This window comes from Limnohabitans lacus (genome assembly GCF_030053395.1).
In the GTDB taxonomy this organism is placed as follows: Bacteria; Pseudomonadota; Gammaproteobacteria; order Burkholderiales; family Burkholderiaceae_C; genus Limnohabitans_A; species Limnohabitans_A lacus.
This window is the reverse complement of the sequence record NZ_JASGBH010000007.1, coordinates 1-13,175: the sequence shown is the minus strand read 5'-3', so window position 1 is coordinate 13,175 and position 13,175 is coordinate 1. Positions and strand designations below refer to the sequence as shown.

The following is a 13,175-nucleotide window of genomic DNA, read 5'->3' as shown; positions in this document are numbered from 1 at the left end:
TTCACACTGGGCGCAACACTGCGCAGGGTTTCAAATCAAGGGATGAATCGATGTTGAAAATGGCATTGAAGAAATATGCACTGGCCATGTCGGGCGCTTTGCTCTTGTGGGGAGCTGCTGGTGTTGGCTTGCCTCAAGCAGCCTGGGCTCAAAATGCCGCATCAGCGGTGCGCGGCCTGCCCGATTTCACAGAGTTGGTGGAGCAGGTGGGTCCATCGGTGGTGAACATAAGGACCTTGGAAAAGGTGCGCACCAATGCGGCAGGCGCTGGAGGTCCAGACGAAGAAATGCAGGAGTTGTTCAGGCGCTTTTTTGGCACCCCCATGCCCAATGTGCCGCGCCAGTCACCCCGGCCCAATCGCCAACAATCGCCTGAAGAAGCACAACCTCGCGGTGTAGGCTCGGGTTTTATCCTGAGTTCGGATGGTTTCATCATGACCAATGCCCATGTCGTCGATGGCGCTGATGAAGTGATGGTGACGCTGACCGACAAGCGCGAATTCAAGGCCCGCATCGTTGGGGCGGACAAACGCACCGATGTCGCAGTGGTCAAAATTCAGGCGACGGGTTTGCCGGCCGTCAAAGTGGGCGATGTCAGTCGCCTCAAAGTGGGCGAGTGGGTCATGGCCATCGGGTCACCATTTGGGCTTGAAAACTCGGTGACGGCCGGCATCGTGAGCGCCAAGCAGCGTGACACGGGCGAGTACCTGCCCTTCATTCAGACCGATGTGGCGATCAACCCTGGCAACTCAGGCGGCCCATTGATCAACATGCGCGGTGAAGTGGTGGGCATCAACAGCCAGATCTATTCCCGCTCGGGTGGGTTCATGGGCATTTCCTTTGCCATTCCGATGGATGAAGCCATTCGCGTGAGCGATCAACTGCGGGCAACAGGCCGTGTGACCCGCAGCCGCATCGGTGTGCAGATTGCACCGGTGACCAAAGAGGTGGCCGAGTCGATTGGCTTGGGTAAAGCACAGGGTGCCTTGGTGCGCGGCGTGGAAGAGGGTGCCCCTGCCGACAAGGCGGGCATTGAGGCGGGCGACATCATCACCAGGTTCGACGGCAAAACGATCGAAAAAATGTCGGACCTGCCGCGCTGGGTGGGCAACACCAAGCCGGGCACACGCGCGCCGATCACGGTGTTTCGCCGCGGTGCCAGCAAGGAGCTGAGCATCACGGTGGCCGAAATCGAAGCGGAAAAGGCCGAGGCCCCTGTCACTGAGAAAAAATCCGCTCCGACGAAAGCTTCCAGTTTCGGGTTGGTGGTCAGTGACCTGAGCGCCGCCCAGAAAAAAGAGGCGCGGGTGCGCGGGGGTGTGGTGGTCGACAGTGCCAGTGATGCCGCAGCGCGAGCGGGAATTCAAGAGGGCGACCTCATCCTGGCCGTGGCCAATATGGAAGTGGTCAATGTCAAGGAGTTCGAGTCGGTGGTGGCCAAGCTCGACAAAAGCCGTCCGGTGAGCTTGTTGATCCGCCGGGGCGATGCCGCTCAGTACGTCTTGATCCGACCTGCCAAATGAATGGGCGCGGTGATTGTCAAGAGCCCCGCGGCTTTGCTGGGTTATTTCCACCGGGTTCAGGGGGGATAGAAATATTTTTTTCGACCATGGATGTCAATCTTTGCATGTGGGCGAACGCTAACTTCTATGGGTTCTCATAACGAATTTGGATAAAATCAGACGTCTTGACCATGAATTCATGGCATATCAGACAGGTACGAATTCACGATGCGAGATTCACCGGATGAATCCACCGTTGATTCACAGACCTTCCACAAGTTGTTCCATGAAATATTCGATGGCTTGTGCATAAGTTGTGGATAATTTTCATGTTGCACAGCAGCAACGACCGGTCTGAAGCGATTTGGGGGCTTTGCGAACCAGGCAATTTGCCTACAATGAAGTCCCAACTATCGCAGTTGCCATAGATTGTTGGTTCAGGGCGCGTCATTCAAAAGACGCGCCCTTTTTTCTTTTTCGGATCATTGATCCACACCTACTTGCAGACCTTCGTTGATGAATCACATCAGAAATTTTTCGATCATTGCGCACATTGACCACGGCAAATCCACGCTGGCCGATCGCTTGATTCAGCGTTGCGGAGGTTTGGAAGCGCGTGACATGGAAGCCCAGGTGCTTGACTCGATGGACATCGAGAAAGAGCGCGGCATCACCATCAAGGCCCAAACCGCTGCGCTGCAATACAAAGCCAAAGATGGCCAGATCTACAACCTCAATCTGATCGACACGCCTGGACACGTGGACTTCTCTTATGAAGTGTCGCGCTCGCTGTCGGCCTGTGAAGGTGCTTTGTTGGTGGTCGATGCCAGTCAAGGCGTGGAAGCGCAGACCGTGGCCAACTGCTACACCGCACTCGATTTGGGCGTGGAAGTGGTGCCGGTGCTCAACAAGATGGATTTGCCCAACGCCGATCCTGACAACGCGCGAGCAGAAGTGGAAGATGTGATCGGCATCGATGCGACAGACGCGATTCCTTGCTCGGCCAAGACCGGCATGGGCATTGATGAAATCTTAGAAGCCATCGTGGCCAAGGTGCCTGCGCCCACAGGCAACCCTGACGCGCCTTTGCGGGCGATGATCATCGACAGCTGGTTTGACAGCTACGTCGGTGTGGTCATGTTGGTGCGCGTGGTGGACGGCCAGCTGCTCAAAAACGAACGCATCCGCATGATGGCCAGCAATGCTGTCTATGAAGCGGGCAGCCTGGGTGTGTTCACCCCCGCCAACCAGCCACGCGACGCGCTCAAGGCCGGTGAGGTGGGCTACATCATCGCGGGCATCAAGGAGTTGCAGGCCGCCAAAGTGGGCGACACCGTGACGCTGGAGAAAAAGCTGCCCAACAACATGGGCCCCGCCACTGAAGCTTTGCCTGGTTTCAAGGAAATCCAGCCGCAGGTGTTTGCCGGTTTGTACCCGACCGAAGCCAACCAGTACGACGCCTTGCGCGACGCCCTCGAAAAGCTCAAGCTCAACGACGCCTCGCTGCACTACGAACCTGAAGTGTCGCAAGCGCTGGGTTTTGGCTTTCGTTGCGGCTTCCTCGGTTTGCTGCACATGGAAATCGTGCAAGAGCGTCTGGAGCGCGAGTTCGACCAAGACCTGATCACCACCGCACCCAGCGTGGTCTATGAAGTGGTCAAAGGCGACGGTGAAGTCATCATGGTGGAAAACCCCTCCAAGATGCCCGATCAGGGCAAGCTGCAAGAGATCCGCGAGCCCATCGTGACGGTGCACCTGTACATGCCGCAAGACTATGTGGGCCCCGTCATGACGCTGGCCAACCTCAAGCGCGGCGTTCAGATGAACATGGCCTACCACGGCCGGCAAGTGATGTTGACCTACGAGATGCCATTGGGCGAGATCGTGCTCGACTTTTTTGACAAGCTCAAATCGGTCAGCCGAGGTTATGCCTCCATGGACTACGAGTTCAAGGAATACCGTGCGTCGGACGTGGTCAAAGTCGACATCATGCTCAACGGCGAAAAGGTCGATGCGCTGTCCATCATCGTGCACCGCACCCAGGCGCAGTACCGCGGTCGCGCCGTGGCGGCCAAGATGCGCGAGATCATTTCCCGCCAGATGTTCGACGTGGCCATCCAGGCGGCCATTGGCGCCAACATCATTGCCCGTGAAACCATCAAGGCCTTGCGCAAGAACGTGTTGGCCAAGTGCTACGGTGGCGACATCACCCGCAAACGCAAACTGCTCGAAAAACAAAAAGCGGGTAAAAAGCGGATGAAACAGATTGGCTCGGTCGAGGTGCCCCAAGAGGCGTTCTTGGCGATTTTGCAGGTGGAAGATTGATGCAGTTTTTGACGTCTTTGGTGTTGGCCGCTTTTGTCGGCTATGCCGGCAGCTGGTACCTCGGTTTCATCGAGGGCAACTTCGCACTGCTCTTGTTCATGGCCACGGTCATCACCGGGGTCTACTGGTTGGCCGAGCGTTTCGTGTTCTTGCCGCGCCGCCAACAAGCGGCTGAGCAACTCGAAGCGCAAGCCGCCCAGCGCCGCCTTGATCTCAACAAGATGGGCATCGAGAAAATCGACACCGACATCCAGGACGCGCGCGACAAGCTGCTGATGCAGCCTTGGTGGCTCGATTGGACGGCGGGCCTTTTCCCCGTCATTGTGGTGGTGTTCATCTTGCGCTCGTTTTTGTTCGAGCCCTTCAAGATCCCTTCGGGCTCGATGATCCCGACGCTGCAAATTGGCGATTTGATCTTGGTGAACAAGTTCCACTACGGCATTCGCTTGCCGGTGCTCAACACCAAGCTGACCGAAGGCACGCCTGTGCAGCGCGGTGATGTGATGGTGTTTCGCTACCCACCCAAACCCAGTGTGGACTACATCAAGCGCGTGGTGGGTGTGCCGGGCGACGAGGTGGCTTATCTGAACAAAAGGCTCACCCTCAATGGCCAGCCCATCGAGACCCAAGCCTTGCCCGATTATTTCGACGAATCGACCATGCGCTACTTCAAGCACTTCAGCGAGAAGCTGGGCAGCAAGCCGCATCAAGCGATCATGGACAACGACCGTCCTGCATTTGTGCCAGGTGTGGACCCTTTCCCCTTCAGTGAAAACTGCCAGTACACCGTCGAAGGTGTGCGCTGCAAAGTGCCTGCGGGCCACTATTTCATGATGGGTGACAACCGCGACAACTCGGCCGACTCCCGTTACTGGGGTTTCGTGCCCGATGCCAACATCGTGGGCAAAGCCTTCTTGGTCTGGATGAACTTTGGCAACCTCAAGCGCATCGGCGCTTTTGATTGATGGCGCTGCCCATGTCCGAACTCCTGTCCGCTTTGCAAATTCGCCTGGGTTACGCGTTTCGCCAGCCTGGCTTATTGCAGCAGGCGGTCACGCACCGCAGTTTCAGCGCAGATCACAACGAGCGCCTGGAGTTTTTGGGCGACTCGGTCTTGAACCTGTCGGTAGCGCACATGCTGTATGTGCAGCTGGCGCAACTGCCCGAGGGTGATTTGTCCCGTGTGCGGGCCAACTTGGTCAAGCAAGACACTTTGCACCAATTGGCCAAGACGCTGGACTTGCCCTCTGTGATCCGTTTGGGCGAGGGCGAGATGCGCTCTGGCGGTCAAAACCGGCCTTCCATCTTGGCCGATGCCTTGGAGGCCATCATCGGGGCGGTGTACTTGGACGGTGGCTACAAAGACGCCCAAGCCTTGGTGGAGCGCTTGTTCGAAAAAGTGGACATCAAACCCGACATGCAAGCGGTGGGCAAAGACCCCAAAACCGAATTGCAAGAATGGCTGCAAGGCCGCAAATTGGCCTTGCCCAAATACACCGTCATCGGCACCTCGGGTGCCGCCCATCGGCAGGTGTTTGAAGTCTCGTGCGAAGTGACCGAATTGCGAAAAACAGAACAAGGCACGGGCGCATCGCGCCGCGCAGCCGAACAGGCCGCAGCCGCGGCCATGTTGAACACCCTCAAATCAGAAAGCGCCGCATGAGCACCGACAAGAAACCTGGCGAAGCCGAGCGCACCGCGCATGAACAGATCGTGCGCCGCCCGGTCCAGATCGCTGGCGTGACCATCCAGCCGCGTGACAGCGCAGAAGCTGCCGCGTTGCCCGTGGAGCCTCTGGCCGCACCTGTGGCCGTTGAGGGGCAGCGCTGCGGCCTGGTGGCCATTGTGGGCAAGCCCAACGTGGGCAAATCAACTTTGCTCAATGCCTTGGTGGGCCAAAAGATCAGCATCACCTCGCGCAAGGCCCAGACCACGCGCCACCGCATCACCGGCATCCGCACGCAAGGCGCCAACCAGTTTGTGTTTGTCGACACGCCCGGCTTTCAGACCATCCACGGCACAGCGCTCAACAAGTCGCTGAACAAAACCGTGGTGGGCGCGGTGGGCGATGTGGACCTGGTCTTGTTCGTGGTCGAAGCGGGCAGCTTCACCACGGCAGACGCCAAGGTCTTGGCCCTGCTCAAGCCCGGCATCCCGGTCTTGCTGGTGGCCAACAAACTCGACAACGTGCACCGCCGCGGTGACATCGCCCCTTGGTTGGGCGAGATGCAAGAGCGTCACGCCTTCACCGAGTTTTTTCCCATGTCGGCCAAGCAGCCCAAAGACATCGAACGCTTGCTCGGTGTTTGCGAGAAATACCTGCCCGAGCAAGCCTGGTGGCACGGCGAAGACGAACTCACCGACCGCAGCGAGAAATTCCTGGCCAGTGAAATGGTGCGCGAAAAGCTTTTCCGTCTGACGGGGGACGAACTGCCTTACACCTCCACGGTGGTGATCGACAAGTTTGACGAAGAGCCCGGCCGCACCTCCAAACGCATGCTGCGCATTGCGGCCACCATCGTGGTCGAGCGCGAAGGCCACAAGGCCATGGTGATCGGTGACAAGGGTGAAAAGCTCAAGCGCATCGGCACCGAGACCCGCATGGAGCTGGAAAAGCTATTGGACGCCAAGGTCTTCATCGAGCTGTGGGTCAAAGTGCGTTCGGGCTGGGCCGATGACGAAGCCCGCGTGCGCTCCTTCGGCTACGAATAAACACCCCACATGGCGACCCAACGGATCGCGGATGAGCCAGCTTATGTGCTGCACCGCTACGACTGGAGCGAAACCAGTCTGATCCTGGAAGTTTTCACTCGCCACCATGGCCGTGTGGCGGTGGTGGCCAAAGGGGCCAAGCGCCCCAGTTCCAGTTTTCGTCCGGTGCTCTTGCCCTTGCAGCCCTTATCGCTGACCTTTGGCGGTGACGGCGACATCCGCACCCTCAAGTCGGCCGAATGGGTGGGTGGGCATGTCATGCCCACGGGTGAGGCCCTCTTGTCGGGCTACTACCTCAATGAGTTGCTCATGCGCTTGTTGGTGCGCGACGATGCGCACGCACATTTGTTCGAGGTCTATGCCGCAGCGGTGCGTTTGCTGGCCAGTGGCGAGCCCAGTGCGCTGCAATGGGCCCTGCGCGGCTTTGAGCTGATCTTGCTCAAGGACATTGGCCTCTTGCCCGCGCTCAATGCCCAGACCCTCACCCTCAAATCCTTGGGGGACGATGAACACTATGCCTTGGTGCCAGAAGCAGGCCTGCAATGGGTGCCGGCCGATGACCGCCATGCGCTGACGGGCCGCCAGTGGCTGGCGCTGCAAGCCGCTTTGGACGACGTGCATCCGATGACGGCTTTGGTGCGCGACTGCGGCGACTTGCTGATCCAGTTACAACGCCCCATGCGCCTAATGCTCAACTACCATTGCGGTGTGGGTGCATTGCGCACCCGCCAAATGATGCTGGACCTTCAAACCTTATGACCCATTCCTCCTCCAACGTGGCCCTGTCGGTGAACGTGAACAAAGTGGCGCTCTTGCGCAACTCGCGCCACCTGGGCATCCCCAGCGTCACACGTGCGGCCCAGCTGTGCCTGCAAGCGGGCGCACAGGGCATCACCATCCACCCCCGGCCCGACGAACGCCACATCCGCGCCAGCGATGTGAGCGAGCTTCACGCCCTGATGCAAGCCTGGCCCGACAGAGAATTCAACATCGAAGGCAACCCCTTCCACAACCTGATGGACCACGTGCGTGCCGTGCGTCCACACCAAGTGACCTTTGTGCCCGACAGCGAAGGCCAGTTCACCAGCGACCACGGCTGGACTTTCCCGCAAGACGCCCAGCGCCTCAAGCCCCTCATCGATGAGTGCAAAGCGCTGGGCGTGCGGGTGAGCCTGTTCATGGATCCTGTGCCAGAGCAAATGGCCGCTGCCCGTGCTGCGGGCGCCGACCGCGTGGAGCTGTACACCGAGCCTTATGCGGCCACCTGGGGCACGCCCGACAACGCCGTCCAGTTGCAGCGCTATGCCGATGCAGCGCAAGCCGCCAGCCAAGCCGGTTTGGGTCTCAATGCAGGGCATGACCTCAACCGGGACAATTTGCCGGCCTTTGTGACCGCCGTGAAGGGCTTGCAAGAGGTTTCGATTGGTCACGCCCTGATCGCCGACGCGCTGGAGATGGGCTATGCCGCCACGGTGCAGGCTTATCTGGCTTGTCTGCACAAATGATCTACGGCATCGGCACCGACATTTGCGACATCCGCCGCATCCAGGCCAGCCTGGACCGGCACGGCGAACGTTTTGCCGCCAAGGTCTTGTCGGATGCCGAAATGGCGACATGGAAAGCCCGCAGCACCCGCTGGCCCGAGCGCGGTGTGCGTTACCTCGCCACACGCTTTTCGGCCAAAGAGGCCTTCAGCAAAGCGATTGGCCTGGGCATGCGCATGCCCATGACTTGGCGCTTGTGCGAGGTCGGCAAACTGCCCAGTGGCCAGCCGGTCATCGTGCTGCATGGGGTGCTCAAGGATTGGTTTGAAGCCAAAAACCTGAGCGCCCACATCACCGTGACCGACGAATCGGAATACGCCGCCAGCTTTTGTGTGGTGGAAACCCGCCAGCCTTGAAATCCCCTTGTTCACCCCGAACTGCCTAGACAAGCCATGAGCATTCACGCCCCCCTGATTTTGGACATCGAAGCCCACAGCCTCAGCGCCGTGGACCGCCGCCGCCTGGCCAACCCCTTGGTGGGCGGCATGATCCTGTTCGGCCGCAACTGGCAAAGCCGCTCACAGCTGAGTGATTTGTGCGCCGACATCAAAAGCATCCGACCTGACTTGCTGATTGCGGTGGACCACGAAGGCGGCCGTGTGCAACGCTTTCGCACCGACGGCTTCACGCATTTGCCCAGCATGCGGGCGATTGGCGAAATGTGGGGTCATGACGACCAAGGCCAACCCGGCTCGGGTGTCCTCAAGGCCTGCGAAGCGGCCACTTCGGCGGGCTTCGTTCTGGCCAGCGAATTGCGGGCCTGCGGCGTCGATTTCAGCTTCACACCCGTGCTCGATCTGGACCACTTGGATGTAGCCCCCACGCAAGGGCACGCCCTTGCTGCCCCCCAAGGGGGCTCGGGAAGCTTGGGGCGGCCCGGCGCTTCCCGAAGCGGAGTCATTGGCGACCGCGCCTTTGCCCGCGACCCGCGTGTGGTGAGCCTCTTGGCCCGCAGCCTGATGCAAGGCCTGTTGCAAGCCGGTATGGGCAACTGCGGCAAGCACTTTCCCGGGCACGGGGCGGTCAAGGCCGACTCGCATGTGGCGTTGCCCATCGACAAGCGCAGCCTCAAAGCCATCCTGGCCGACGACGCGCAGCCTTACCGATGGCTCACCAGCGTGCTCACCGCCGTGATGCCTGCGCATGTGATCTACAGCAAGGTCGACAGCCGCCCGGCTGGTTTTTCGCCGCGCTGGCTGCAAGACATCTTGCGCGGACAACTCGGCTTTCAGGGCGTGGTCTGCACCGACGACCTGTCGATGGCGGCTGCCCGCCAGATGGACGGCCGCACCCTGAGCTACACCGAGGCGGTGATCACCGCGCTGCAAGCGGGCTGTGATCTGGCGCTGTTGTGCAACCGCTCCGCCGTCAACGCTGGCGCTGAACTGGACGAGGTGCTCGACCAATTGGCCGAAGCCCAAGTCAAAGGCCACTGGCAGCCCAACGAGGTCAGTGAAGAGCGCCGCCTGAACCTCTTGCCCCGCTCGCCCGCTCGGGCTTGGGACGAATTGGTGCGTTCGGCTGATTACATGCAGGCGCTCGACCGGCTGCCTTGATTTTTGAGAAAGATGCTTGTGGAAACCTTGATGCGCTGGATCTTGCGATTGCTGTTGACCCTCTTGGGAATGCTGCTCTTGGTGGGTATGTTGGCAGCACTTGTGCTTTATGTCGTGTATGCCTCTGTGCGCTGGCTCCTCACTGGACGCAAACCGCAGCTTGCCATCGTTTGGCAGCAATACCAAGGGATGCGCCAGCGCTTTCAAAGTGGTGCCGGGCCCACCTCTTCCGATGTGATCGATGTGCAGGCGCGTGAAGTGCGCGAAGACTTGGTGGGGCGCAATGCACCCAGGGAAAACCCGTAGTTCATGCAATGCATGAAGAAAAATTCATCAAGCATTGGCAACAGCAGTTCACTAAAAGTAATATTTAAATATACCTAAATTTCTTCTAATAAAACTTAAATATTAATTTACATTAAAGCTCCCTTGTCAGACCGAAGGAGCTTAGGTGGATCACTTTGTAGAGCGTCCCGCGTCGTTTGTTCGATGCATCCAAAAATGGGTTGGCGTTTTAGGGGGGCTTGGCTTGGCCACCTCTTTGTTCGCACAAACACCCGTGCAAAGCAGCGGACCCGCTGCACCTGTCATGGAGGTTTTCGGTGAAAAATTCGCCTCCATCAAACCAGCTCCCCTGAACCAATCACGCATCATCATTTACCGCATGCGGTCTGTGGGAACCTTAGAGCCGGTCAATGTCTATCTGGCAGGGCGTTATCACACGTCATTGCTCAAAGGTGGTTACACCGAGTTTTGTTCAAGCCCTGGCAAGGTGGAGATTCATGCTGTCCTGAATGACGCGCAATATCAGCATATGGGCAACACCACGCCGGTTCAGCCCTGGTCATTCCAAGCGGGCAAAACCTTGTTTCTCAAAGTGGCAGAAGCTCCAAACGCTTGGGGTGCCTTGATTGAGGTCTCCAGCGAACAGGCGCGACGCGATCTGACGGAGACCGCCCAGCAAATTCACACGGTCTCCAGAGCACCTCTTGTACAGCCTTGTCAGACCCCGGCAACCGTGACGGCCGTAACTGCCTTTGCAGCAACTCCTGCACCAGCCGTGTTGGCCGCGCCAGTGGTGGTGCCTGCGCCCAAAGTTGTGCCGTCCCGCTTGTATGCACTGGAAACCGATGCCTTGTTTGAGTTCGGCAAAGCCGACTTCAAAGCGTCGAGTTTCAACGCGATTGAAAACCTGGTCCAAAACCTGCTGCGCGATTACAGCAAAGTCGAGCGTATCCGCGTGGTGGGCCATACCGACGCCATTGGTTCAGCCAAACTCAACCAGAAGCTGTCCTTGAAGCGTGCGCAAGTGGTTGCTGATCAGCTCAAGTCCAGAGGCGTCCATCCGACGCGGGGTTTCAAAGTGGAGGGTTTAGGCGAAGAGCATCTGATCAAAGTCAGTTGCGGCAGAAAACGCACGCCTGAAAACAAAATTTGTCACGCACCCAACCGTCGCGTTGAAATTGTGGTCACTGGCGCCAAGCGCTAAGCCTTCGTGAAACCCAATAACAAATACACCTTGAACGATGAAAAAATCCTACAAAGTCAAAATTAACCATGGCTCGGAGAAGTCCACGACGGTTGATATCCCAGCCGCCGCTAACCAGCCGGTCAAAATCAAGTCACAGCCTGCGGCAAAGTATTTGCTGGTTGATGAAACCACAGGCATGGCACCTGACAATATCCGGGCCAAGCGCATTGGCAAAGATTTGAGTGTCAGCTTTTCGGGCTCCAATGCCACGGACCTGTTGATCACCGACTATTTCGAAAACACCGTCCCCGACTTCAATGCTTTGATCGGAGAGGCGGAAGCTGGCGTTTACCACGCCTATATTCCAGAGTCTGGCGCGACATCGTCAACGGTGGCTAGCCTGTCTGATGGCGGCAAGTTCGTGGGTATGGCGCTCGGCGGTGAGCCCGTGGTGGCTTCGGGTGCCGCTGTCGGGGTCTTGACTGCAGCAGGCTTCAATCCCATTTGGGCAGCTCCTTTGGCTTTGGTCGGGGCAGGTGGTGGCGGGGGCGGTACAGGCGCAGGCGACACAAAGCCACCCAAAGTCACGGCAGCCAAGTTGGCGACCGAAGATGACACGGGCGTGAGCAACAGCGACAGCATCACCTCGGACAACACCCCCAGGTTGCTGATCACCGCAGATGCCGATGCAGTCAGCGCCACAGTGACCATTGCAGGCAAAACGTACACCTCAACGACCAAGAACGATCAGGGTCAATTCGTGGTGCAGATTCCGGATGACGGGGCATTGGCCAATGGGGAGGTGACGTATTCGGTGGTGGTGAAAGATGCGGCAGGGAATGTGTCTGAATCGTTGGCGGGCCCCTCGTTTGTGGTGGACAGGTCAGCGGACAGTGACAACCAAAGCGTCTCGGTGCAGATTGGCTCTATCGATGCGGATACTGGTGTCAGTCCGTCTGACTTCAATACGTCGGACAACACCTTGACTTTCAAAGGGACGGTCACCAACACGTTCGTAAAGAACGGGGATCTTGTTGAACTGCAACTGCTGGACTCAACAGGTAAAGTGCTGGCTTTTCAATATGTGGAGCCTGTCAATACGGGTGGGCAATGGGGGTGGTCATGGGATAACTCGGCCCAGAAGTTGGCCGATGGCACCTACAAGCTGAAGGCACAAGTGGTGGACAAGGCAGGCAACGCGGTTGGGGCTGAGCTTGTTCAAAAAGAGATCACGATTGACACCAATGCCAATCCGGATACCAATTCGCAATTTACCATTGCGGTGACGAAGCTTGATCAGGACTCAGGCGATTTGGTTTCAAATCCAAATGCAGGTTCAGATTATTTAACCAATCAAAGAGCGCTCACTTTCCATGGAAACATCGGAAACAGCAACACTGGTTTCACAGGCAAAGTCCGGGTTCAAGTTTTGGGTACGGATGGCAAAGTCAAGTCGCAGTCTTACGTCGATGTTGAAGCCAATGGCGCATGGACTTACAACAACACTAATCAAATATTGGGTGGTGAAGGAGCCAATACCCAATATGTGCTCAAGGCTTCAATCGTTGATTTGGCCGGCAATATTCTGAAATCGACGGATCAGTCGTTCACGGTGGATTTGAAGGCCCCAATTTTCTACAGTGAGGGTGCCCAGACATTTACTGATCATATTCGCTATCAAAGCTTGAAGCTGATAGCAGGCAGTCCAACTGACGTCGCGGAGGCTGGTACTTTTTCGTACTCCTCCGTGATTCCGATTGCACAAGGTGACGCTATAACGGCATTCGATAAGGATCGTTTTTCGATTTCTTATACAGATCTCGCAGGAAATATCTACAGCGTAGTTAACAAAAATGAAAGGTGGGAGTTCCAGCTTCAGTCAGCAGTGATAGAGGTGAAACCGTCGTCGTCTCCCTCTCCCTCTACATTCAACAATGATGAACTCCCTGATGGCCACCCAAATTCCCCCACTTATGGCCACCTCAAACTCCCCCACCTGAATTGATCGGGGACAGGGTCTCAACGCCGACACCGTCGGCACCTGTGGGCAGGACGCATGTTCCGG

12 protein-coding genes are annotated in these 13,175 nt (G+C 57.8%); all 12 read left to right on the top strand.

Annotated features, from left to right (window positions below):
* Nucleotides 1-86 precede the first annotated feature (86 nt).
* The 12 genes from QLQ16_RS10130 to QLQ16_RS10075 all read left to right on the top strand — a co-directional run bounded on the left by QLQ16_RS10130 (nt 87) and on the right by QLQ16_RS10075 (nt 13,115).
* Nucleotides 87-1,523: a DegQ family serine endoprotease gene (locus tag QLQ16_RS10130; RefSeq protein WP_283224743.1), complete on the top strand. Its 1,437-nt coding sequence runs from the start codon at nt 87-89 to the stop codon at nt 1,521-1,523.
* Between the two features lie 495 nt (nt 1,524-2,018).
* Nucleotides 2,019-3,827, top strand: a complete 1,809-nt coding sequence (gene lepA / locus QLQ16_RS10125) for a translation elongation factor 4 (RefSeq protein ID WP_283224575.1) — start codon at nt 2,019-2,021, stop codon at nt 3,825-3,827.
* Complete coding sequence (gene lepB / locus QLQ16_RS10120; protein WP_283224574.1) at nt 3,827-4,792, top strand: signal peptidase I; 966 nt, start codon at nt 3,827-3,829, stop codon at nt 4,790-4,792. Before lepA ends, lepB begins: the two co-directional genes overlap by 1 nt.
* Nucleotides 4,793-4,803: 11 nt before the next feature.
* On the top strand, nt 4,804-5,490 hold the full coding sequence (rnc, locus tag QLQ16_RS10115) for a ribonuclease III (protein WP_283224573.1): 687 nt from the start codon (nt 4,804-4,806) through the stop codon (nt 5,488-5,490).
* Entirely contained in the window at nt 5,487-6,539 is a 1,053-nt protein-coding gene (era, locus tag QLQ16_RS10110) for a GTPase Era (RefSeq protein ID WP_283224572.1), read from the top strand. Before rnc ends, era begins: the two co-directional genes overlap by 4 nt.
* A 9-nt stretch (nt 6,540-6,548) precedes the next feature.
* A complete protein-coding gene (gene recO / locus QLQ16_RS10105; protein ID WP_283224571.1) occupies nt 6,549-7,298 on the top strand; it encodes a DNA repair protein RecO in 750 nt (249 codons plus the stop codon).
* Nucleotides 7,295-8,044: a pyridoxine 5'-phosphate synthase gene (locus QLQ16_RS10100; protein WP_283224570.1), complete on the top strand. Its 750-nt coding sequence runs from the start codon at nt 7,295-7,297 to the stop codon at nt 8,042-8,044. The genes recO and QLQ16_RS10100 overlap by 4 nt, the downstream gene beginning before the upstream one ends.
* Nucleotides 8,041-8,439, top strand: a complete 399-nt coding sequence (acpS, locus tag QLQ16_RS10095) for a holo-ACP synthase (protein WP_283224742.1) — start codon at nt 8,041-8,043, stop codon at nt 8,437-8,439. Before QLQ16_RS10100 ends, acpS begins: the two co-directional genes overlap by 4 nt.
* Before the next feature lie 36 nt (nt 8,440-8,475).
* On the top strand, nt 8,476-9,639 hold the full coding sequence (gene nagZ / locus QLQ16_RS10090) for a beta-N-acetylhexosaminidase (protein ID WP_283224569.1): 1,164 nt from the start codon (nt 8,476-8,478) through the stop codon (nt 9,637-9,639).
* Between the two features lie 18 nt (nt 9,640-9,657).
* Nucleotides 9,658-9,945, top strand: a complete 288-nt coding sequence (locus QLQ16_RS10085; protein ID WP_283224568.1) for a hypothetical protein — start codon at nt 9,658-9,660, stop codon at nt 9,943-9,945.
* Nucleotides 9,946-10,168: 223 nt separating this feature from the next.
* A complete protein-coding gene (locus tag QLQ16_RS10080; RefSeq protein WP_283224567.1) occupies nt 10,169-11,128 on the top strand; it encodes an OmpA family protein in 960 nt (319 codons plus the stop codon).
* Nucleotides 11,129-11,165: 37 nt separating this feature from the next.
* Nucleotides 11,166-13,115, top strand: a complete 1,950-nt coding sequence (locus QLQ16_RS10075) for an Ig-like domain-containing protein (RefSeq protein WP_283224566.1) — start codon at nt 11,166-11,168, stop codon at nt 13,113-13,115.
* Nucleotides 13,116-13,175: the final 60 nt, after the last annotated feature.

Excerpts from the sequence above, each read along its gene's own strand:
- QLQ16_RS10130 (WP_283224743.1), top strand. The coding sequence starts at position 87 with ATGTCGGGCGCTTTGCTCTTGTGGGGAGCTGCTGGTGTTGGCTTGCCT.
- lepA (WP_283224575.1), top strand. The coding sequence starts at position 2,019 with ATGAATCACATCAGAAATTTTTCGATCATTGCGCACATTGACCACGGC.
- lepB (WP_283224574.1), top strand. The coding sequence starts at position 3,827 with ATGCAGTTTTTGACGTCTTTGGTGTTGGCCGCTTTTGTCGGCTATGCC.
- rnc (WP_283224573.1), top strand. The coding sequence starts at position 4,804 with ATGTCCGAACTCCTGTCCGCTTTGCAAATTCGCCTGGGTTACGCGTTT.
- era (WP_283224572.1), top strand. The coding sequence starts at position 5,487 with ATGAGCACCGACAAGAAACCTGGCGAAGCCGAGCGCACCGCGCATGAA.
- recO (WP_283224571.1), top strand. The coding sequence starts at position 6,549 with ATGGCGACCCAACGGATCGCGGATGAGCCAGCTTATGTGCTGCACCGC.
- QLQ16_RS10100 (WP_283224570.1), top strand. The coding sequence starts at position 7,295 with ATGACCCATTCCTCCTCCAACGTGGCCCTGTCGGTGAACGTGAACAAA.
- acpS (WP_283224742.1), top strand. The coding sequence starts at position 8,041 with ATGATCTACGGCATCGGCACCGACATTTGCGACATCCGCCGCATCCAG.
- nagZ (WP_283224569.1), top strand. The coding sequence starts at position 8,476 with ATGAGCATTCACGCCCCCCTGATTTTGGACATCGAAGCCCACAGCCTC.
- QLQ16_RS10075 (WP_283224566.1), top strand. The coding sequence starts at position 11,166 with ATGAAAAAATCCTACAAAGTCAAAATTAACCATGGCTCGGAGAAGTCC.